The organism is Serratia quinivorans (assembly GCF_946227985.1).
In the GTDB taxonomy this organism is placed as follows: domain Bacteria; phylum Pseudomonadota; class Gammaproteobacteria; order Enterobacterales; family Enterobacteriaceae; genus Serratia; species Serratia quinivorans_A.
In genome coordinates this window covers 1,238,390-1,258,197 of record NZ_CAMKGL010000001.1, presented here as the reverse complement: position 1 = coordinate 1,258,197, position 19,808 = coordinate 1,238,390, and the positions used below count along the sequence as shown (strand labels likewise).

At 54.1% G+C, this 19,808-nt stretch carries 19 protein-coding genes; 9 read left to right on the top strand and 10 right to left on the bottom strand.

Annotation, left to right across the window (positions count from 1 at the left end; genetic code table 11):
• The first annotated feature begins 4 nt into the window (after nt 1-4).
• The 3 genes from OCH02_RS05830 (at nt 5) to OCH02_RS05820 (ending at nt 3,712) form a co-directional block, all read left to right on the top strand.
• On the top strand, nt 5-1,210 hold the full coding sequence (locus OCH02_RS05830; RefSeq protein WP_261430350.1) for an arabinogalactan endo-beta-1,4-galactanase: 1,206 nt from the start codon (nt 5-7) through the stop codon (nt 1,208-1,210).
• A 51-nt stretch (nt 1,211-1,261) separates the two neighbouring features.
• On the top strand, nt 1,262-3,322 hold the full coding sequence (locus OCH02_RS05825; protein ID WP_261430348.1) for a beta-galactosidase: 2,061 nt from the start codon (nt 1,262-1,264) through the stop codon (nt 3,320-3,322).
• Nucleotides 3,323-3,391: 69 nt separating this feature from the next.
• A complete protein-coding gene (locus tag OCH02_RS05820) occupies nt 3,392-3,712 on the top strand; it encodes a glucose PTS transporter subunit EIIB (RefSeq protein WP_261430346.1) in 321 nt (106 codons plus the stop codon).
• Nucleotides 3,713-3,854: 142 nt separating this feature from the next.
• On the opposite strand, the gene OCH02_RS05815 is transcribed toward OCH02_RS05820, so the two are convergent.
• Nucleotides 3,855-5,120, bottom strand: a complete 1,266-nt coding sequence (locus OCH02_RS05815; RefSeq protein ID WP_261430344.1) for a maltoporin — start codon at nt 5,118-5,120, stop codon at nt 3,855-3,857.
• 267 nt (nt 5,121-5,387) lie between these two features.
• Between OCH02_RS05815 and OCH02_RS05810 the strand changes: the two genes are divergently transcribed.
• Nucleotides 5,388-6,461 (top strand): LacI family DNA-binding transcriptional regulator, encoded by a 1,074-nt coding sequence (locus OCH02_RS05810; RefSeq protein ID WP_261430342.1) that lies wholly within the window; start codon nt 5,388-5,390, stop codon nt 6,459-6,461.
• A gap of 51 nt (nt 6,462-6,512) precedes the next feature.
• On the opposite strand, the gene OCH02_RS05805 is transcribed toward OCH02_RS05810, so the two are convergent.
• The 4 genes from OCH02_RS05805 to OCH02_RS05790 all read right to left on the bottom strand — a co-directional run bounded on the left by OCH02_RS05805 (nt 6,513) and on the right by OCH02_RS05790 (nt 8,793).
• Nucleotides 6,513-6,707 carry a ribbon-helix-helix protein, CopG family gene (locus OCH02_RS05805; RefSeq protein ID WP_012145111.1) on the bottom strand — a complete coding sequence of 65 codons (195 nt, stop codon included), beginning with the start codon at nt 6,705-6,707 and terminating at the stop codon, nt 6,513-6,515.
• Between the two features lie 56 nt (nt 6,708-6,763).
• Entirely contained in the window at nt 6,764-7,552 is a 789-nt protein-coding gene (locus OCH02_RS05800; RefSeq protein WP_261430341.1) for a spermidine synthase, read from the bottom strand.
• Nucleotides 7,553-7,589: 37 nt separating this feature from the next.
• Entirely contained in the window at nt 7,590-8,045 is a 456-nt protein-coding gene (fabZ, locus tag OCH02_RS05795) for a 3-hydroxyacyl-ACP dehydratase FabZ (protein ID WP_261430340.1), read from the bottom strand.
• Nucleotides 8,046-8,298: 253 nt separating this feature from the next.
• The gene (locus OCH02_RS05790; protein WP_012145114.1) at nt 8,299-8,793 is read right to left on the bottom strand and encodes a TIGR00645 family protein; all 495 of its coding nucleotides are present in this window, start codon (nt 8,791-8,793) and stop codon (nt 8,299-8,301) included.
• A 310-nt stretch (nt 8,794-9,103) separates the two neighbouring features.
• On the opposite strand from OCH02_RS05790, the gene OCH02_RS05785 reads away from it, so the two are divergent.
• Nucleotides 9,104-10,576 carry a serralysin family metalloprotease gene (locus tag OCH02_RS05785; RefSeq protein ID WP_315899153.1) on the top strand — a complete coding sequence of 491 codons (1,473 nt, stop codon included), beginning with the start codon at nt 9,104-9,106 and terminating at the stop codon, nt 10,574-10,576.
• A gap of 39 nt (nt 10,577-10,615) precedes the next feature.
• Here the strand turns inward: OCH02_RS05785 and arsC are convergent, their stop codons facing one another.
• The 3 genes from arsC to OCH02_RS05770 are packed head-to-tail and all read right to left on the bottom strand — an operon-like array spanning nt 10,616 to nt 12,714.
• Nucleotides 10,616-11,047: a glutaredoxin-dependent arsenate reductase gene (arsC, locus tag OCH02_RS05780; protein WP_261430338.1), complete on the bottom strand. Its 432-nt coding sequence runs from the start codon at nt 11,045-11,047 to the stop codon at nt 10,616-10,618.
• A 12-nt stretch (nt 11,048-11,059) separates the two neighbouring features.
• A complete protein-coding gene (locus tag OCH02_RS05775) occupies nt 11,060-12,349 on the bottom strand; it encodes an arsenic transporter (RefSeq protein ID WP_261430337.1) in 1,290 nt (429 codons plus the stop codon).
• A gap of 44 nt (nt 12,350-12,393) precedes the next feature.
• Nucleotides 12,394-12,714 (bottom strand): transcriptional regulator, encoded by a 321-nt coding sequence (locus OCH02_RS05770; RefSeq protein WP_012145119.1) that lies wholly within the window; start codon nt 12,712-12,714, stop codon nt 12,394-12,396.
• 90 nt (nt 12,715-12,804) lie between these two features.
• Here OCH02_RS05770 and arsH point away from each other — a divergent pair, with 90 nt between their 5' ends.
• Nucleotides 12,805-13,503 carry an arsenical resistance protein ArsH gene (arsH, locus tag OCH02_RS05765; protein WP_261430336.1) on the top strand — a complete coding sequence of 233 codons (699 nt, stop codon included), beginning with the start codon at nt 12,805-12,807 and terminating at the stop codon, nt 13,501-13,503.
• Nucleotides 13,504-13,547: 44 nt separating this feature from the next.
• On the opposite strand, the gene OCH02_RS05760 is transcribed toward arsH, so the two are convergent.
• A complete protein-coding gene (locus tag OCH02_RS05760) occupies nt 13,548-15,506 on the bottom strand; it encodes a sigma-54-dependent Fis family transcriptional regulator (RefSeq protein ID WP_261430335.1) in 1,959 nt (652 codons plus the stop codon).
• 192 nt (nt 15,507-15,698) lie between these two features.
• On the opposite strand from OCH02_RS05760, the gene OCH02_RS05755 reads away from it, so the two are divergent.
• The 3 genes from OCH02_RS05755 to OCH02_RS05745 all read left to right on the top strand — a co-directional run bounded on the left by OCH02_RS05755 (nt 15,699) and on the right by OCH02_RS05745 (nt 18,512).
• Nucleotides 15,699-16,715 (top strand): Gfo/Idh/MocA family oxidoreductase, encoded by a 1,017-nt coding sequence (locus tag OCH02_RS05755; RefSeq protein ID WP_261430334.1) that lies wholly within the window; start codon nt 15,699-15,701, stop codon nt 16,713-16,715.
• Complete coding sequence (locus OCH02_RS05750; protein ID WP_261430333.1) at nt 16,715-17,494, top strand: TIM barrel protein; 780 nt, start codon at nt 16,715-16,717, stop codon at nt 17,492-17,494. Before OCH02_RS05755 ends, OCH02_RS05750 begins: the two co-directional genes overlap by 1 nt.
• 94 nt (nt 17,495-17,588) lie before the next feature.
• The gene (locus OCH02_RS05745) at nt 17,589-18,512 is read left to right on the top strand and encodes a substrate-binding domain-containing protein (RefSeq protein WP_261430332.1); all 924 of its coding nucleotides are present in this window, start codon (nt 17,589-17,591) and stop codon (nt 18,510-18,512) included.
• A 46-nt stretch (nt 18,513-18,558) separates the two neighbouring features.
• Here the strand turns inward: OCH02_RS05745 and OCH02_RS05740 are convergent, their stop codons facing one another.
• Complete coding sequence (locus OCH02_RS05740) at nt 18,559-19,782, bottom strand: MFS transporter (RefSeq protein ID WP_261430331.1); 1,224 nt, start codon at nt 19,780-19,782, stop codon at nt 18,559-18,561.
• Nucleotides 19,783-19,808: the final 26 nt, after the last annotated feature.

The window sequence follows — 19,808 nt, the reverse complement described above, 5'->3', positions numbered from 1 at the left end:
TGCGATGCAAAAATTCAAACCGGCTTTATTAAGCCTGTGTCTGGCGGCCGGGCTGCTGTCCGCCACGGCGTTTGCGGCGGATAGCGTCATCATTAAACCGCTGAGCAATGTTCCGGCCGGCTTTATCAAGGGCGTCGATATTTCTACCCTGGCGGACGTGGAGCAGCACGGCGGCAAGTTCTACGACCAGAACGACGTTCAGCAGGATCCGCTGGTGATCCTCAAACACAACGGCGTGAACTATGTGCGCCTGCGCCTGTGGGTCGATCCGCAGGACAGCGCAGGCCAACCTTATGGTGCCGGCAACAATAATCTCGCCACCACGCTGGCGCTGGCCAAGCGCGTCAAGGCGCAAGGGATGAAGCTGCTGCTGGATTTCCATTACAGCGACTTCTGGACCGATCCCGGCAAGCAGTTCAAGCCTAAGGCCTGGGACAACATGAGCTATGACCAACTGAAAACGACGATCCATGACTATACCCGCGACACCATTGCCAGCTTCAAGCAGCAAGGCGTTTTGCCGGATATGGTGCAGATCGGTAATGAGATTAATGGCGGCATTCTGTGGCCGGAAGGCAAAAGCTGGGGCCAGGGCGGCGGAGAGTTCGATCGCCTGGCCGGGTTGCTGAACGCGGCGATCGCCGGACTGCGGGAAAACCTCGATTCGCCTGCACAGGTGAAAATCATGCTGCATTTGGCCGAGGGCACCAAGAATGACACTTTCCGTTGGTGGTTTGACGAGATAACCCGGCGCAATGTGCCGTTCGATGTCATAGGTTTGTCGATGTACACCTATTGGGACGGCCCCATCTCAAAGCTGCAAACCAATATGGACGACATCAGCAAGCGGTATAACAAAGACGTGATTGTGGTAGAGGCCGCTTACGGCTACGGCCTGGAAAATTGCGACGATACCGACAACAGTTTCTCCGCCAAAGAAGCGCAGGATGGGGGATATCCGGGCACCGTGCAGGGGCAGGCCGATTTTATTCGCGATCTGATGCAGAGCATTATTAACGTGCCGGATCAGCGTGGCAAAGGTGTGTTTTATTGGGAGCCGACCTGGATCGCCGTGCCGGGCGCCGGTTGGGCTACGCCTGCCGGGATGAAATATATCGGCGAATCTGGCAAGGATGGCAACGCGCGGGAAAATCAGGCGTTATTCGATTGCCGGGGGAAAGTGTTGCCTTCATTAAAGTCATTTAATTAATTTTGCCGTCATTAATAAAGAATTTCAGTAATTATTTTCTAAGGAATTATGATGAATAAATTTCCTCCTTTGAGTGCAAAGGTGCCTGGCTTATTGCATGGGGCTGACTATAACCCGGAACAATGGGGTAATTATCCGGGCATGGTGGAGAAAGATATAGAGCTGATGAAGCAGGCTAACTGCAATATTATGTCAGTGGGGATATTCAGTTGGTCGAAGATTGAGCCAGAAGAGGGGAAGTATCAATTCACCTGGCTGGACGAGGTGTTGAATAAATTATATGCACAAGGCATTCACGTATTTTTGGCTACCCCAAGCGGCGCACGCCCGGCGTGGTTGTCGCAGAAATATCCGGAGGTATTGCGCGTGGGGCGCAATCGGGTTCAGGCGCTGCACGGCGGTCGACATAACCACTGCCTGTCATCCCCGACGTATCGCCGCAAGGTGAGTGAGATCAACCGGCAATTGGCGCAGCGCTATGCGCACCACCCGGCGGTGATCGGTTGGCACATTTCTAACGAATACAGCGGAGAATGCCATTGCCGCCGTTGCCAAAGCGATTTCCGCGCTTGGTTGCAGAAGCGTTATGAGACGCTGGATCAGTTGAATGAGGCCTGGTGGAGCGATTTTTGGAGCCATACCTACAGCGACTGGTCGCAGATTGAGTCGCCCGCGCCGCAGGGGGAAGTGTCGATTCACGGTTTGAACCTGGACTGGCGGCGTTTTTGCAGCACTCAGGCGACCGATTTCTGCGCACAGGAAATTGCGCCGCTGAAGGCGGCCAATCCAAACTTGCCGGCCACCACCAACTTTATGGAATACTTCTACGATTACGATTACTGGCAGATGTCGAAGGTCATCGATTTCATCTCCTGGGACAGCTACCCGATGTGGCATAACCGGCAGGATGAAACCGGTCTGGCCTGTTATACCGCCATGTTCCACGACCTGATGCGAACTCTGAAGCAGGGTAAACCTTTTGTGCTGATGGAGTCGACACCAAGCGTGACCAACTGGCAGCCGATCAGCAAGCTGAAGAAGCCGGGCATGCATATTCTGTCCTCATTGCAGGCGGTTGCGCATGGTGCGGATTCGGTGCAGTACTTCCAGTGGCGCAAAAGCCGCGGCTCGGTGGAGAAATTCCACGGTGCAGTGATTGACCATTCCGGGCGGCTGGATACCCGGGTCGGCAAGGAGGTAAGCGAACTCGGCCGCCTGCTGGCCGCCATGGCACCGGTCGCCGGTAGCCGGGTCGAGGCGCGGGTGGCGATTATCTTTGACTGGGAAAGCCGCTGGGCAATGGACGATGCCCAGGGGCCGCGCAACGCCGGGCTGCATTACGAGCAGACGGTGGTGGATCATTATCGTCCGTTTTGGGAACAGGGCATTGCGGTGGATATCATCAACGCCGATTGCGATCTTTCCGGCTATAAGCTGGTGGTTGCGCCAATGCTGTATATGGTGCGCGAAGGCTTTGCCGCGCGGGCGGAAGCCTTTGTCCGGCAGGGCGGGCAGTTTGTCGCCAGCTATTGGAGCGGCATCGTCAATGAGAGCGATCTGTGCCATCTGGGCGGTTTCCCTGGGCCACTGCGCCCGCTGCTTGGGATCTGGGCGGAAGAGATCGACAGCCTGACGGATGACGAAGCCAACAGCATTCGTGGTGTGCCGGGCAATGAGTTGGGCTTGCAGGGCAGCTATCAGGCGCGCCATCTGTGTGAGTTAATCAACCTGGAGGGGGCCACCGTACAGGCGGTCTACGGCGGCGATTTCTATGCCGGTCGCCCGGCGTTGACGGTCAATCGCTTTGGCGAAGGCAAGGCGTGGTACGTTGCTTCGCGCAACGACGCCGCTTTCCAGAGTGATTTCTTGATGGCGATAGCGCAACAGCTGGCGTTGCCGCGTGCGCTGGACACCGCATTGCCGCCCGGCGTGACCGCACAGCGGCGCACCGACGGAGACTCCGAGTTTATTATCGTGCAAAACTACAGCGACAAGGTGAAAGATGTGGCGCTGCCAGCGGAGTATGTCGATATGACAACTGCTGCGACGCTACAGGGCGAAATGGCTCTGGCCCCCTGGGGCTGCCGCATATTGACCCGCAAGCTGGCATAGTTTCTTCCCCTTGCGCCCGTTCATCCGAACGGGCGTTTTTTTACGCCTGTATCTTATGAGGAAATAACCATGATCAGTTTGAAAGCCTTTACGCATTATTTCTCGCACCCGAAATTAGCGGTGAAAGATAATAGTGTCGACATGTCTTTTTTAGAAACGCTGATGCGCTATCTGGGAGGGCGAGAAAATATCCAGCATGTCGATGCCTGTATTACTCGCTTGCGCGTGACGGTGACGGATTTAGCCAAAGTCGATACGGAAGGATTGCAGCAGTCGGGCGCTTTGGGTGTCATTATTATTGGCCAGGAAGTTCACGCGATATTTGGCAAGCAATCAGATAATTTGCGTAAATTACTGGCTGAGCGTTTTTCAGTTAATCAGCAGAAATAAAAATAATTGGTAACCACCCAAGGGTGGTTACCAATGGACGACAGCAACCGGAGAGCATCGTCAAAGACACAGAAGATAATGATGAGAGAATTAAGCTACTGCCAATAAATCGAAAGCCGTTATTTATCCTGAATTATACCGCTTACCACCAGGCTTCAACCTGTACGCCAAAGTTCCAGGTATTGCTGGCGGTGCCGTCCTTGAATGAATTGCCTTGCTCAGAATCATTGAGGTAGGAAGCATATACGCGCAATTCAGGGCGGGACATGAACTCTGGCCCATCCGCCAGCCCCAACGCCAGCGTGTATTTCTCGCCGCCTTGCTTGTAGTGGCTGCCGTCCTTGTGGTCATCTTTCTGGTAGAAAGCGCCCGCTTCGCCAATGCCGCGCACGTACTGTGTGAATTGGTACTGCGCCCGGCCCACCAGGGAGATCAGGTTACTTTTGTCGATCGTATCGCTGAGATCGCTGGCTGAACCCCAGGTCAACACATGGTTGAGAGAGAACTTATCGGTAATCGGGATCAGGCCGGTATTGATCACCCGATAACCGGTGGCATCGCGGGTGTTGTTCCAGACGTCATACCAACCGCCGCCCTGGGACACCATGTTCTGCGCCAGACCTTTGGTGGCGTACTGCAACACCATTTTATTATAGCCGCCCAGCATGTCCTGACTTATCTCGCCAGTCAGCATCACGCCGTTTTCAGCGTCGTACAGACCCCCGTACTCTTTTTGCTTGTTGGTCGGGTTTGGCATCGCATAGTCGATACCGAACTCGGTCCAGGCGCCGGTCCACGGCTTCCAACCGGCATAGCGCAGGTCGAGATAGTTGATATTGAGGTCGTTAGTGTTGTCGACGCGATAGTCTACGTCGTTGCCGTCGCCGCGGATCCAGGCTACCGAAATCGTGCCTGGGCCGAGGGTGTAGTTCTCCACGCCAGCACCGGCACCGGAAATATTCCAATACTTGGTATCGATGATGTGCAGGTCATGGCGTTGATAGTAACGTTTGCCGCCCCAAATCACCGCGTTCGGGTCGCCCGGGATCAGTCCCTTGATTTGCAGATTAAGCTGACGCAACCCGAATTCGGCGTCATCTCCCAGGGTGGTTTCGCTGTCGTTCGAGCCGTCCGATACCATGCTGACCATAGTGTCGAGATAGAAGCTGACGTCGTTCTTTTTGTAGACTTCACTGCCCAGTTCGATTTCACCGTAGGTATCGGACTCGTTACCCAGACGGCCAATTTTGTTTTTCTGCCATTCTTCTAATCCACCGTCCTGAGATACGCCGACCCCGGAACGCAGGTAGCCATGGAAATCGATCCCTGGGGTCTCGACGGCAAAGGCGACCGGTGAGGAAAGCGCCATCGCCAAAGCGACAGACAATGTGCGTAGTCTTGTTTTCATGTATGCCTCATTATGTTTTTTGTATTACGTTCACATCCACGCAGCAATAGAATGGTTAATCATGACAACAAACAATCGCGTTATTGATTTATTGTGATTTAGTGCAAATAAAACAGCGGGATTTGTAACGGTTAGTGAAGAGGATCACGAATGCATGGAATGTGAACGAATAACTTTTGTGGAAATTCATTGGGTGTGACCCGGTTAACTGTGTTGTAACGGACACGCCTGCTACAATCCGTACAGAGCAATCACAGGGAATGGGTTATGAAGTCGAAAAGTACCACTTTAGAGGATGTTGCCCGCCATGCCGGTGTGTCTTATCAGACAGTTTCGCGGGTGTTGAACAAGTCCGCCAATGTATCTGAGGGCACGCGCCGCAAGGTGGAGCAATCTATTGAACTGCTTCGCTACGTGCCAAATCGCCTGGCACAACAACTGGTCGGCAAGCAGAGCCGCACTGTGGGGTTGGTGACTATTTCACTGGCACTGCACGCCCCTTCCCAGGTGGCGGCGGCGGTGAAGCGTTACGCTAATGCGGAAGGTTATCAGGTGCTGATATCCATGATTGATGAGAACGTCAATCATGGCATACAAGACTCGATCAACGATCTAAAATCGCAGCGGGTAGAGAAGGTGATCATTAACGTACCGCTGGAAACGGCGGTGGCGGAAAAAATTGCAGCGGACAACGACGACATCACCTGTCTGTTTCTCGACGTCGATCCTTACAGCTCGGTATTTAACGTTTCCTTCAATCCGGCGGACGGTACCCGTGCCAGCGTTAAGTATCTTTATGAACTTGGGCATCGCGACATTGCCTTGCTGGCTGGTCCGCAGTACTCGATATCCGCCAATTTACGGCTGAAAAACTGGCAGGAAGCGCTGCAGGATTACGGCCTGACGCCGGTTACCGTGCTGCACGGCAATTGGGATGCGCAAAGTGGCTATGCAGGTGCATTGCAGATGCTGCGTGAAACTCCGCATTTTTCGGCGGTGCTGGTGGGAAACGATCAAATGGCACTCGGTCTGCTCAGCGCCTTCCATCAGAACCAATTGCCGGTTCCGGGGCAAAAATCGGTCATTGGTTATGATGACGCTTATGAAAGCGCCTTCTTCTTTCCGGCGCTGACCACCGTCTCGCTGGATCTTGACTTGCAGGGCAAAGAAGCCGTCAGGAAGGTGCTTAACACCAGCGAGAGTGAAGTCTCACGTTCCTCGTCCATTCTGTCGGCCAAGTTGGTGATCCGTAATTCCACCGGGCCACGCGAGCACAATGACAAGGATTTGAAGCAAATCGCCGAACAACTGCGCCAGTTGGCTCAACGTCTGGCACAGTGAGTGTGTTAAGCGGGCCTGAGATCAGAGGGCGTGCGGGTACGCTATCTGACTTCAGGCGTTATCCACGCGCGGATTGGAATGGGTCGGCTGGCTGGGATATTCCACCTGGTGTTTGTGCAGATAGTCGCGTATCAGCTGGCGGATCACCTGGGAGGGGGTGACGTCCTGTTGCAAACACAGCTCTTCCAACGCTTTTTTCTTGTCAGGATCAATGAGTACGGTCAGGCGCGCCGTTTTCTTTTCCATGATGGTGACTCCAGAGAATAATAATCAAATGATAATAGTAAAATGACAGTACCGGCTCAGCTAAAGTGCAAACGTTCAATCTTGCGTGACAGGTAGCCGAGGTCACAGTTAAAACTCGGCCCGACTTCGGCACTAAGGCGGCGTAGCAGGTTTAGCGGCGTCTCGATTTCAGCCAATGTGGCATAGATAATCACGTTGCCGCTGGGCGCAACGCAGTACAACACGCTGTTAAACACCCGGTGCAAACTGTGGTACAGCAGTGAATCTTCATCGGGCACTTCATGGTAGTTCAGCACCAGCCAACCTTGCGGTGAAAGCCGTCCGGCACACCGCTGAAGAAAGCTTTGCGTACCCTGTTGCGGATCCATGCTGAAGGCGCTGTAGAGATCGGAAAAAATCAGATCATACATCCGAGTTACCGGGGCTCGTAAAAAATCGCCCGCATCGGCAACGCACAAGACAACCCTGTCGTCGGTGGGTAAGGTGAAATAACTTTGCGCGACAGAGACCACCGCCTCGCGCAGTTCCACCACTTCCAGCAGCATATTGGGGTCATAGGCATGTAGTGCCCGTACCAGACCGCCGCCGCCCAACCCCAGGATCAGCGCTGCCGAAGGCGGTTGCCAGGCCACGGCCATCAGCATGGTTTTGATGTAGTTGTGAACCGGTACCTGTGGCGCATCGATGCACATTTTGCTCTGTTCGCAAATGCCGTCAAAACGCAGGGTTCGGTAGCCCTTGTGGTCAGAGACAATAATTTCACCGCAGTGGTCTTGCTCGCGAGCAATCACCTGGCCACGAGGAGAAAAATCCAGGCTATTTAGCAATTTATCAACCATAGACATAGTCATTTCTTTAAGCCTCCAGCAAAAAACGGCGGTGCTACTTACGAGCGCACATAAACTCGGCGGTACAGATACGGCGGCCATTTACCGTGGCACGACCGGTAAAGCGGGCAAGGCCGGAACGCTGCCGGACAAAGGCGACATCCATACGAAGTTGGTCGCCAGGGCGTGCCGATCGATAAAAACGAGCGTGGTGAATGGCGGCAAAATAGTAATGTTCGCCGGGTAATAGCGGGCTGAGAAAATAATGCGCCAACAGGCCAGTGGTCTGCGCCAGTGCCTCCACCATTAATATGCCGGGAAATACCGTGGTCTGGTGGTGGCCAGTCCAGAAGGTCGGTTCGTTGGCAGTGATATTTTTGATGGCGCTCAAGCGGCCTTCGGCAACGGCTGTGCCGTCAGGCAGAATGCGGTCAACCAGCAGACAGGGGAAGCGATGCGGCAGGATAGATTGAACATCCTGAAACTGTAGTGGTTTACCATTGAGCGGCATGATTGGTTAGGGTCCTGTCAGCGGGACAACGCTCAGCTTGTGCCGGCGTCTGTGCCTGTCGAAGTATAATAACATTATAATGTTATTATCATTGTATGCACCAAGTGAAATTAGGCATATAAGCGGATAAAGCTTTATTAGTGACAACGTCACCAAAAAGAAAGGCTTAAAATTCGAATCAATGTATTGATTAATATTAGGTTTTAACGGGAGGGTGGTTAGCCGCCAACGGAGGATGACGGCTAACGGGGGATCATTTTTTGTCGCGTGTCAGCTTATCGAGATAGCCCATCACAAAGGCGGAAAGTACAAAGGTGAGGTGGATGATCACATACCACATCAGCTTATTGTCCGGCACATTCTTGGCATCCATAAACACCCGCAGCAGGTGAATGGAGGAAATAGCAACAATTGACGCGGCCACTTTGCTCTTTAGCGAAGTGGAGTCCATTTTGCCCAACCAGCTCAGCTTTTCTTTGTCGTCGCTGATATCCAGCTGCGAAACAAAGTTCTCATAGCCTGAGAACATCACCATCACCAGAAGTCCGCCTACCAGCGCCATATCGATCAATGACAGCAGCGTCAGAACCAAATCCGCCTCGGCTATGGCGAAAATGTTCGGCAGAACATGGATGATCTCCTGGAAGAATTTTATCGACAGCGCCAGCAAAGCCAGCGACAGGCCGAAGTAAACCGGGGCAAGTAGCCAGCGAGAGGCGTACATGGCATTTTCTAGAAAGCGTTCCATAGTCATTTGAGTTCGTTACAAAAAGTGGGCCACAGTATAGCGCAACAGGCCCGGCCAATGGCAAGTGGCGGTCGCTCGATTAAGGGTGGCCTCTCCCTGGATTATCACTGGTCGGTGCCATTGGGTTATTCGCCCCGATAATTAGATATTTAAAAGATGATTACTCCGCCATAAATTATTTCATCAAATATATATTGAGGTATCTGGAAATCATACTAGCATTTAAATGCTAGTATGATGTTGCAGTAATTCTATATATCGAAATTTTATTTCTATATAACGGAAGTGAATTAACCTACTGGAGATGGACATGGATAATTTTATAAATGGAAAGGCCAGCGGTTGGGATGATGTTAATGATTTGCTGAATTATCATAATAGAGGGAATAATTTAATCATCAATAATAAGCCTTCTTTTGGTGTGGAAGAGGCTGGCAAGCAAATAGCGCGTAGTGAGCAGACCTGGAATGGCATTCATGTCACCGGCAAAGGCGCTACCGTCACTTACTCGTTCCCTGACTGGGATTATAATCAGAGTAATTTAAATTTCCGATTTGGCTCCAATAATCAAGATACCGGCCTTAGCGCCTTTACCGCAGAGCAAAAAGCCCAGGCCAAGCTTTCGCTGCAATCCTGGGCTGATGTAGCTAACCTTAAGTTTGTTGAAGTTGCCCCGGATCAAAAGTCGAATATTACCTTCGGAAATTATGAGGGTTCTGGCCAGGCTTATGCAATTAAGCCATTCAGCGGGGCGGGTAACGACTATCGAGGGCATAATACCGATGGTCAAAGCTGGTTCAACATCAATTACGATTACGCGGATCCCCGGGATGGGGTTTACGCTAATCTGCACCCTGAGTTGGGTAACTATGGCCGTTTGAGTATCACCCATGAACTGGGGCATACGTTGGGTCTGGATCATCCAGGAAAATATAATGCTGATGAAAATAATCCACCCAACTACAGCATGGCGAATTACGCCGAGGATACGCGCCAATTCAGCGTAATGAGCTATTGGGATGACTCCCTTACCGGTGGTGATAACGGCGGTCACTTTGCCGCCGCGCCGCTGGTTGACGATATTGCCGCTATTCAGTATCTCTATGGTGCCAATACCACTACGCGCACTGGGGACACGGTGTACGGGTTCAATTCCAATACCGGGCGGGATTTCTACTCGTTGACGGACAGCAACCAGAAGCTGGTGTTCTCAGTCTGGGATGCCGGTGGCAACGATACGCTTGATTTCTCGGGCTATGCGCAGAACCAGCGTATCAATCTGACGGAAGGCTCTTTCTCTGACGTCGGCGGGTTGAAGGGCAACGTTTCCATCGCCATAGGCGCTGTGATTGAAAATGCCATTGGTGGTTCAGGTAATGATGTGATTGTCGGCAATGATGCGGCCAATATTATCCATGGTGGTGCGGGTAATGACGTTATCTACGGTGGCGGCGGGCAAGATCAGTTATTCGGTGGCAGCGGCAAAGATATCTTTGTTTTCTCTGCGGTGAGTGATTCACCGTTCAAATCACCGGATAAAATCCTGGACTTTGAAACCGGCATCGACAAAATTGATTTGTCCTTCTTTAATCATGGCGATAAAGGCGCAGACGTTATTCACTTCGTCGACGCTTTTAGCGGGCAGGCGGGGGAGGCATTGCTAACCTATGACTCACAAAGTAATTTAAGTGAGTTGGCGCTAAATATAAATGGCCAGGCGAACCCGGACTTCCTGGTTAATATTGTCGGGCAAGCGAATACGGCCACCGACTTTATTGTTTAAATCAGTCACGGTGGGCTAAGCCCACCGTTTTTAAGGCCTTTACTCCGGCTTGATTCTATTGCCCGCCTGGTCGGTCACCTTTTCACCGTCTTCTTTTGTGAATGCGGCCTGTTGCGGTTCTGGGAGGATATCCAACACCACTTCGGAAGGGCGGCACAATCGGGTACCCATGGGGGTGACGACGATGGGACGATTGATCAGGATCGGATACTGAAGCATAAATTCAATCAGCTGCGCGTCAGTCAATAATCCATTATCCAGGCCAAGCTGCTCATAGGGTTCAACGTTTTTGCGCAGCAACGCACGGACGGTAATTCCCATATCCGCAATAAGTTTAACCAGTTCATTATGTGAAGGTGGTGTGTCGAGATAATAAATAATCGTCGGTTCGTTACCGCTGTTGCGGATCATCGCCAGCGTGTTACGTGAGGTGCCACAGGCCGGGTTGTGATAGATGACAATGTTGCTCATATCAATATCTCATTAGAAAGTAACGGAGAGCCGCAACGCCAGCGCGGCCAGAGTGACAAACAGAACGGGCAGGGTCATGATGATGCCGGTGCGGAAGTAATATCCCCAGGTGATCGTCATATTTTTTTGTGAAAGTACATGGAGCCACAGCAGTGTGGCAAGGCTGCCAATAGGGGTGATTTTTGGACCTAAATCGCAGCCTATGATGTTGGCATAAACCATTGCTTCTTTGATGACGCCGGAAGCCGTGCTGCTGTCAATCGACAATGCGCCAATCAGCACGGTAGGCATATTATTCATAACTGACGACAGCAATGCCGTCAGGAAACCGGTACCCAATGTTGCAGCCCATAGTCCTTCATTTGCCAGCACATTCAGAACACTGGAAAGATATTCCGTCAGCCCCGCATTTCGCAGCCCGTAGACCACCAGGTACATCCCCAGAGAGAAGACAACGATCTGCCAGGGTGCCCCTCGCAACACTTTTCCGGTATTAATGGCATGACCTCTTTTCGCCACGGCAAACAGGACGACAGCGCCAGCTGCGGCAATCGCACTAACGGGAATGCCTAATGGCTCAAGCGCGAAAAATCCCGCCAGCAGCAGTACCAGGACAATCCAGCCGGCTTTAAAGGTTGCCGGGTCTTTAATGGCGCTGGCAGGTGTTTTCAGTCGCGCTATGTCGTAGGTCGCCGGGATGTCCTTGCGGAAAAAGAGATGCAGCATGACCACCGTAGCGGCAATAGCGGCAATATCCACGGGGATCATGACCGACGCATATTCCGTAAAACCGAGCTGAAAAAAGTCAGCAGAGACAATATTCACCAGGTTTGAAACGATAAGCGGCAAACTGGCCGTATCCGCAATAAACCCGGCTGCCATAACGAAGGCCAGCGTTGTTCCTTGGCTGAACCCCAGCGCGAGCAACATGGCAATGACGATTGGCGTCAGGATAAGCGCTGCACCATCGTTGGCAAACAACGCTGCGACCGTCGCCCCCAGCAATATAATCCAGGTGAAAAGCAAACGTCCTCGCCCATTGCCCCAGCGGGAAACATGCAGTGCGGCCCATTCAAAGAAGCCCGACTCGTCGAGCAGCAGGCTGATGATGATCACCGCGATAAACGTCGCTGTGGCGTTCCAGACGATATTCCAGACGACAGGAATGTCATTAAGGTGGATGACGCCGCAGAACAACGCCAGCACGGCGCCAATACTCGCACTCCAGCCAATGCCAAGCCCTCTGGGCTGCCAGATGACCAAAACCAGCGTCAGTAAAAAGAGACTCCCTGCCAGTAACATGTCAGACTCCGTTATATATGATTAAAGCAATGTGTTCCGTAGGCTTAACAGGAGGATGTCGCTGATTGCGCCAGCCATCCGCGAACATCTTCACGCAGGCACTGCCAGGATGCCGTGATGGTCTCTGCCGCCCAGGCAGGGATATGTGGCGAGAGTCGATAGTGGATCCATTTCCCTTCACGACGATCAATGACCAGCCCTGCGTTGCGTAATATTGCCATATGGCGGGATATTTTAGGCTGTGACTCTGACGTGGCCCCGCAGATATCACAAACGCATAACTCCCCCGACTCTCTGAGAAGCATAATGATGGCCAGTCGTGTTTCATCCGACAAAATTTTGAAAAGTTGAACGGGCTGTAGCATTTTGGACCTCAATACGTTTAAATTACACATATGATAATTCATATGTATCAGATTTAAAATCACCGCGTGTAAATAATGAGGAACAAAAAAGTGGAGCAATTTCCCGCCCTGAACGAAGAGTGCTTTGATAAGCAAATTGCCGAGCGTCTGCATCGGCAAGAGCCACCACGGATCCTGATCCTGTATGGTTCGGTAAGAGAACGTTCATACAGCCGCTTTGCTGCTGAGGAGGCAGGGCGCCTGCTGACCGCGTTGGGCGCCGAAGTCAAAACCTTTAACCCATCGGGTCTGCCGCTGCCTGACGATGCGCCAGAAACACATCCGAAAGTTGCTGAGCTGCGTGAACTGGTCAGGTGGTGTGAGGGTATGGTCTGGAGTTCTCCAGAGAGACATGGTGCGATGAGTTCAGTAATGAAAGCCCAGATTGACTGGATCCCGTTAAGCGAAGGTGCTGTTCGCCCATCTCAGGGCAAAACCCTGGCAGTGATGCAGGTGTGCGGCGGTTCGCAGTCATTCAATGCGGTGAATCAGATGCGCATTCTTGGCCGATGGATGCGGATGTTCACTATTCCCAATCAATCCTCAGTGGCGAAAGCCTGGCAGGAGTTTGATGATAACGGGCGGATGAAACCCTCTTCCTGGTACGATCGCATCGTCGATGTCACCGAGGAGTTGTTCAAAATAACCCTGCTGCTGAAGGGACAGACTGACTATCTTGCAGACAGATACAGCGAGCGGAAGGAAAGCCATCAGGCGTTGTCCGCACGCGTTAATCAGACAAAAATATAACCGGGTTGGGTACCTGAGTGCGAAGTTGCCTGTTTTTACAGCACTCAGGGGCGCAAAAGCGTCAGATCGATCTGCCACTTATTGATTTTATTGTACAGCGTAGTGCGCGACAGCCCGAGCATCTGGGCTGCCTGCCTCAAATTGCCGCCATTGGCTTCAATCACCTGAATGATATGTCTGCGCTCATGCTCTTCCAGCCGGCTGGAGGGGCGCGGGGCCGGCTCAGGGGCAATGCGGCGGATATCCTCGGGCAGGTCGCCTACGTCAATCAGTAATCCTTCACACAGGTTTACCATTCGCTCCACCAGGTTTTCCAGCTCGCGCACGTTGCCCGGCCAATGCCAGGCGTTGAGGCAGGCCATCGCCTGTGGTGAAACCTGCGGCGGGACTTTTTTCATCCGCACACTAAGCTTGTGAATAAAACCGTTAACCAGACCGGCGATGTCGTCCCGGCGCTCACGCAGCGGCGGAACCGGGATTGAGAGCACGTTCAAACGGTAATACAGATCGCGGCGAAACGCGCCCGTCTCTACCGCCTGCACCAGGTCGCAATGGGTGGCGGCAATGATACGCACATTCACTTTTACCGGCTGCGCCGCACCAATGCGCAACACTTCGCTTTCCTGCAGCACGCGCAGCAGGCTGGTTTGCGCTTCCAACGGCATTTCGCCAATTTCATCGAGCAGCAGGGTGCCCCCGTCCGCCAGTTCGAACTTGCCGGCGGCTCCCCCTCGGCGCGAACCGGTAAAAGCACCGTCCACATAACCAAAGAGTTCGCTCTGTACCAAGTCACGCGGTAAGGCACCGCAGTTGACGGCGACAAAGGGTTCGTTGCAACGCCCGCCAGCGTTGTGGATCGCCTGCGCGAACAGTTCCTTGCCGGTGCCGCTTTCTCCGGTCAACAGTACCGTGCTGTCACTGCGACTGCAGGTACGCGCCTGCATGATGGCTTCGCGCATACGGTTGGAGTGGCCATATATCATCTCAAAGGTATAGCTGGCGCTAACCCCCATTACGCGGCGGGTAATGGCACGGATACGCTGATTCTCACGTACTGAAAGCACCCGACCGTCATCCGGCGCAGGCATCAATGAAATCACGCAGGAGAGCGCCGGTTTACCGGCTGGCATAAACACCATTTCACGATCGTTACAAAATGGCATGGTCAGCAGCGAGCCGGACTGTGGGCGCAGCAGATCATCGATCGATTCGTTGCCCGGCTCCAGACCGTCAAAAATCTGGCGGGCATAGCGATTGACGGTTTTCAGGCGGCCCTGGCGATCGCAAACCATCACGCCTTCATTCAGGGTTTCCAGAATGGACTGCTGTTCTGCCAGAAGCTGCTGCAGCCTGAGCTGTTGACCGACGGCCTCCGCCGCCGCCTGCACGGTGCCCAGCGTGTGGGCATTGAAATTATCCGGCGTAGCGGTGAGCGTCAGCACGCCTATCATCGCTCCCTCGGCGTTACGTACCGGTGCCGCTGCGCACTGACGATGGCGTTGGCGCAGCCCCATCTTCCAGTTTTCACCGCTTAACACATACACCAGGCGCTGTTCCAGCAGGCAGCGCGCGGTGCAGTTGGTGCCCTGAACCTCTTCACGCAGAATACTGCCGACCGGCGTTATGTCCGCACCGCAGTAGTGAAGGGTGACGCCGTGGGCATCGGTCAGGTTGATGTGGCCGTCGGGGTTGTAGGCCAACAGATTTTCCATGATGCTGCGCGCCACGCTAATCAGCCCGGCGTTGTGCAACAGGATGGCCTTTAGCTGTTCTGCCGGCGGTGAGTGATAGACGAACTCATCGGGGTCAATACCGTACTCGCGCGAGCGCCGCCATGATTGCAGGATTGATTTGCGTATCCAGCCCGGCTGACCTCCTTCGTTAAATGCTTGCCAGCCTTGCCAAAACAGGCTGTCCCATTCACCGGCCTCCGGCCCGTCCGGCAGGCTGAAGATCGGATCGCTCTCATCTTTGATTGGCAGCAGGCCGGCGGCGGTATGCATGGGCAACTCCGATTTGGAATGTAATGTCCATTTTATTGACATGTGAAATTGACATGTCAATTTAGTTGTCACTTTGTTATGGCTATCTGTGCAACGCCTCACAAATTCCCCGCGTTTTAAGCTGGCATCCCCTTTGCAATACCCTCCGTGAACTTGTTGCCCGCAAGGGCGTTACCCACATAAGGAATCACGATGAGCCATTTACCCCAAACCCTGCGCGTTGGTCTGATTGGTGCCGGAAGAATGGGCAGTTTCCATGCAGAGTCTCTGGCGCGGCGTGTGCCGGGCGCGGTACTGGCCGCGGTAGCCGATCCATTACCAGGGGCGGCACAGCGGCTGGCGGAACGTCTTGGCGTTAAAGCCTATAGCGATTTGCAGGCGCTGCTGGATGACCCGGCCATTGATGCCGTCGTTATCGCTTCTCCGGCACGTACCCATGCACAGTGGGTGATAGCGGCGGCCGGGGCAGGTAAACACGTCTTCTGTGAAAAACCGATGGCCGTCACGCTGGAGGAGGCAGATTGCGCCATTGCCGCCGCCAATCAGGCCGGTGTGGTGCTGCAGGTGGGTTTTAATCGCCGTTTTGTCACCGGTTTTGCTGCGGCCATTGCCGCCGTCAAATCGGGCGAAAATGGTACCACCCAGTTGTCCCGATCGGTCACCCGTGACCCGCAGTTGCGCGATCCGGCGGCGATCCCGGCGTGGACCCTCTTTCTGGAAACCCTGATCCATGATTTTGACACCTTGCTGCACTTCAACCCCGGTGCCAGACCGGTAGAGGTTTATGCCCTGGCGGATGCGCTGGTGCGTCCGGACTTCAAGGACAAGGGGTTGCTGGATACTGCAGTAGTCACTATTCGCTTTGAGAACGGCGCTATCGCGACGGCCGAGGCTAATTTCCAGGCGGTTTACGGCTATGACGTACGCGGTGAAGTGTTTGGCAGTAAAGGCATGTTGCAGGCGGGCAATATCAATTTGAATAACTGCGTGCGTTATCACGCCGGTGGCATCGCCATTGAGACTTCGCGCCAGGATACCGATCTGCTGCACGACGCCTATGTGGCGGAATTGACTGAATTCGCCCAATGCATTCAGCAAGGACAAACGCCTCGGGCGACGGGTCAGGACGCGCGCAATGCGCTGGAAATCGCACTGGCCTGTATTGCGTCGGTGCAGCAGGGCAAACCGATCACGTTGGGAGATCAATAATGGCGCGTTTTCAGCTGTCCGTTTGTGCCGAAATGGTGTTTCTCGACCTGCCGTTTGTAGAACGAGTGACGCGTATTGATGCGCTGGGTTTCGGCGTTGAAATCTGGAACTGGGCCAACAAAGACCTTGATGCTTTGGTGGCTACCGGAGCGCACTTTACTTCGATGACCGGCTATCTCAGCGGCAATCTGACCGACGAAGAGGACATCGCTCAACTGTTGCAAAGCGCCGAGCAGTCGCTGGCGGTGGCGCAACGCTTGAACTGCCCGAGCCTGAATCTGCACGGTACCGGTCTGGACTCGCAAGGGCTGCCGGTGAAACCGGTGGCAGTGGTGACGGGCGCGATGTGGCTGAAGGCGGCCAATACGTTAAACCGATTGGCACAAATGGGGGAGCAGGCCGGTAAAGTTTTCACGCTGGAAAACCTCAACCTGCCGTTGGATCACCCGGGCACGCCTTTTGCCAAAGCCGACGACACTTTGGCTTTGGTGGAGGCGGTTAATCGACCGGGGCTGAAGATGAACCTCGATCTTTACCATGCGCAAATTGGCGAGGGCAACCTGATTGAGCTGATCCGTCGCTGTGGTCCGGCAATCGGTGAAATCCAGGTGGCTGACGTGCCGGGGCGAAAACAACCCGGTACCGGCGAAATTAACTACCGAGCCATCGCCTGCGCGTTGGATGAAATGGGCTATCAGGGGGTGGTGGCGATGGAAGGCTGGGCATCCGGTGACAGCACCGAGGCGCTGCAACAGTTCCGCGACCATTTCACCCTATAAACCGAAGCAAACCGGGTATTGGCCTGTTGCCCGGGATAAGCAGTGATCCCTTGATGTAAATAAAAAAACATACCTCAACCTACAGGATGTCACCATGAAAACCAAAACCGTGTTGTTGATATTGCTGAGCATGCTCATGGCCTTCAGCGCCCAGGCGAAAACCTATAAGGTCGGCGTAGCGCTGGCCAATTTCGATCTTAACTTTGTCTCTATTTTGCGCTCGCAGATGGTCAGTGAACTCAAGCAGTTGAATATGGACGGGCAGTTTGTCGATGCCAAAGGGGACGTGGCGCTGCAGGTGCAGCAGGTGGATGACCTTATCAACCTCGGGGTGGACGCGATTATTCTTAATCCGGTCGATACCCAGGGCGTGAAGCCGATGATGGATGCGGCCGAACGCGCCAACATTCCACTGATTTTCGTCAACCGCAAGCCAGAGGTGAAACTGGGCAAAGCGATGGCCTACGTTGGGTCCGACTCGGCGGCGGGCGGTGAGATGCAGATGGAAGCCCTGGCGAAACAGATGAACTACCGCGGTAACGTGGCGATCCTGATGGGGGCACTGTCCAACGAAGAGGCTCGCGAACGCACGCGGGCGGTGGAAGCGGTGATCGCCAAGTATAAAGACATGAAGGTGCTGGAGAAACAGACCGCCAAATGGCAGCGCAATGAGGCGGTGGATGTGGTGTCCGGCTGGTTGTTGAACGGCCGCCCGATTGACGCCATCGCCGCCAACAATGACGAAATGGCGATTGGTGCCATCATGGCGTTGAATCAGGCCAAAAATAAAAACATTTTGGTGGCGGGCATTGACGGTACCCCGGACGGTCAGCAGTTTGTCAAAAATGGCGGTATGACGCTGACCATCTTCCAGGACGCCAAGGGGCAAGCCACCGGGGCGGTGCAGGTGACCAGAGCGCTGCTGGAAAAGCAAAAAACCGAGCCGTACAACTGGGTGCCTTATAAAATTATCACCCGGGATAATCTGGCCCAATTTATGGCGGCCAACTCGAAATAAGCGTGGCAACCCCATAAAGCCGCAGTTTTCACTGCGGCTTTATGACTCAGGCTGTGGCGGGTGTAGCAGGCTTGGCCAACATTCTCAGTACCAGCCCGCCTGCGGCCGCCAGAGTAGCCAGTGCCACCACGCCCGGCCAACCGGCAGTTTCGAGGATCTTGCTGCCCAGAGCCGCGCCGCTGGCCATACCGACAAACACCAGGGTAAACATGATGGCGTTGAGACGGCTGCGTGCCGCCGGGTTGATGGCGTAAATAATGGTCTGATGCGCCACCAGCGTAGCCTGAATACCGAGGTCAAAACCTACCGCGCTCAGTGCAATCAACGTCAACTGGGCGGGGATCGGCAGTAACGGCAGCAGAAACATCAGGGCGAATGAAACTACCACCATGGCGGCCCCGATTTTAGTGACGTAGTTCGGCCCGTGACGATCGGCCAGCATCCCTGCTAAGGGAGCAGCCAGGGCACCGGCAGCGCCTGCCAGACCAAAAGCCCCGGCGACGGCGCTGCCCAGTTGATAGCGCTCCGCCAGCATCACCGCCAGTGTCGACCAGAAAGCACTGAACGCCACCGACAGCAATCCTTGCGCCAGCGCCGCGCGCCGCAGTTCCGGGTAGTCTGCCCACAATTTGCCTAAAGAACGCAGCAGTGCCGGGTAGCTCAGTGTGGTATTGGGTTTAAAGCGTGGCAGTACCGCCCCGATCGCCAGGGTGATCGCCAGTACGCCCAGTGCCGCCAGCAGGTAAACGCTGCGCCAGCCGAAATATTCCGCCACCACGCCGCTGAACACCCGCGACAGTAAAATGCCGGCCAGCAGACCGGTCATCACCGTGCCCACCGTTTTGCCCCGGTTAGCATCAGAAGCCAGCGTGGCGGCTGCAGGGATAATGTCCTGCGCCACGGTAGCGGCCAGGCCAATCGCCAGGCTACTGAGCAACAGCAACGGGAAGGATGAAGAAAAACTGCAAAGCAGCAGCGTGAGCGCCAGCAGCACGCCTTTAATGCGGATGATCTGGCGACGATCGTGGCGATCGCCCAGCGGGGCCAGCAGCAGGATCCCCACCGCGTAACCTACCTGGGTCAGCGTAGGCACCATGCCGGCGTCACTCACTCGGGCGTGGAATTCATTGCCCATAATACCGAGCATCGGCTGGCTGTAGTAAATTGACGCTACGCTCAGACCGGCGCCGGTAGCCAGCAGAAAGACAACTTTGGCTGAAAGCGCACTGGCCGGAAAGGTGGTGTGTTGGACGGGCGAAGTCTGGCTCATGGTGGTTATTCCAATCGTGGTTAAGT

What these genes read in the sequence shown, in the direction of transcription:
- OCH02_RS05830 (WP_261430350.1), top strand. Translation starts at nt 5, where the DNA reads ATGCAAAAATTCAAACCGGCTTTATTAAGCCTGTGTCTGGCGGCCGGG.
- OCH02_RS05825 (WP_261430348.1), top strand. Translation starts at nt 1,262, where the DNA reads ATGAATAAATTTCCTCCTTTGAGTGCAAAGGTGCCTGGCTTATTGCAT.
- OCH02_RS05820 (WP_261430346.1), top strand. Translation starts at nt 3,392, where the DNA reads ATGATCAGTTTGAAAGCCTTTACGCATTATTTCTCGCACCCGAAATTA.
- OCH02_RS05815 (WP_261430344.1), bottom strand. Translation starts at nt 5,120, where the DNA reads ATGAAAACAAGACTACGCACATTGTCTGTCGCTTTGGCGATGGCGCTT.
- OCH02_RS05810 (WP_261430342.1), top strand. Translation starts at nt 5,388, where the DNA reads ATGAAGTCGAAAAGTACCACTTTAGAGGATGTTGCCCGCCATGCCGGT.
- OCH02_RS05805 (WP_012145111.1), bottom strand. Translation starts at nt 6,707, where the DNA reads ATGGAAAAGAAAACGGCGCGCCTGACCGTACTCATTGATCCTGACAAG.
- OCH02_RS05800 (WP_261430341.1), bottom strand. Translation starts at nt 7,552, where the DNA reads ATGTCTATGGTTGATAAATTGCTAAATAGCCTGGATTTTTCTCCTCGT.
- fabZ (WP_261430340.1), bottom strand. Translation starts at nt 8,045, where the DNA reads ATGCCGCTCAATGGTAAACCACTACAGTTTCAGGATGTTCAATCTATC.
- OCH02_RS05790 (WP_012145114.1), bottom strand. Translation starts at nt 8,793, where the DNA reads ATGGAACGCTTTCTAGAAAATGCCATGTACGCCTCTCGCTGGCTACTT.
- OCH02_RS05785 (WP_315899153.1), top strand. Translation starts at nt 9,104, where the DNA reads ATGGATAATTTTATAAATGGAAAGGCCAGCGGTTGGGATGATGTTAAT.
- arsC (WP_261430338.1), bottom strand. Translation starts at nt 11,047, where the DNA reads ATGAGCAACATTGTCATCTATCACAACCCGGCCTGTGGCACCTCACGT.
- OCH02_RS05775 (WP_261430337.1), bottom strand. Translation starts at nt 12,349, where the DNA reads ATGTTACTGGCAGGGAGTCTCTTTTTACTGACGCTGGTTTTGGTCATC.
- OCH02_RS05770 (WP_012145119.1), bottom strand. Translation starts at nt 12,714, where the DNA reads ATGCTACAGCCCGTTCAACTTTTCAAAATTTTGTCGGATGAAACACGA.
- OCH02_RS05760 (WP_261430335.1), bottom strand. Translation starts at nt 15,506, where the DNA reads ATGCATACCGCCGCCGGCCTGCTGCCAATCAAAGATGAGAGCGATCCG.
- OCH02_RS05755 (WP_261430334.1), top strand. Translation starts at nt 15,699, where the DNA reads ATGAGCCATTTACCCCAAACCCTGCGCGTTGGTCTGATTGGTGCCGGA.
- OCH02_RS05750 (WP_261430333.1), top strand. Translation starts at nt 16,715, where the DNA reads ATGGCGCGTTTTCAGCTGTCCGTTTGTGCCGAAATGGTGTTTCTCGAC.
- OCH02_RS05745 (WP_261430332.1), top strand. Translation starts at nt 17,589, where the DNA reads ATGAAAACCAAAACCGTGTTGTTGATATTGCTGAGCATGCTCATGGCC.
- OCH02_RS05740 (WP_261430331.1), bottom strand. Translation starts at nt 19,782, where the DNA reads ATGAGCCAGACTTCGCCCGTCCAACACACCACCTTTCCGGCCAGTGCG.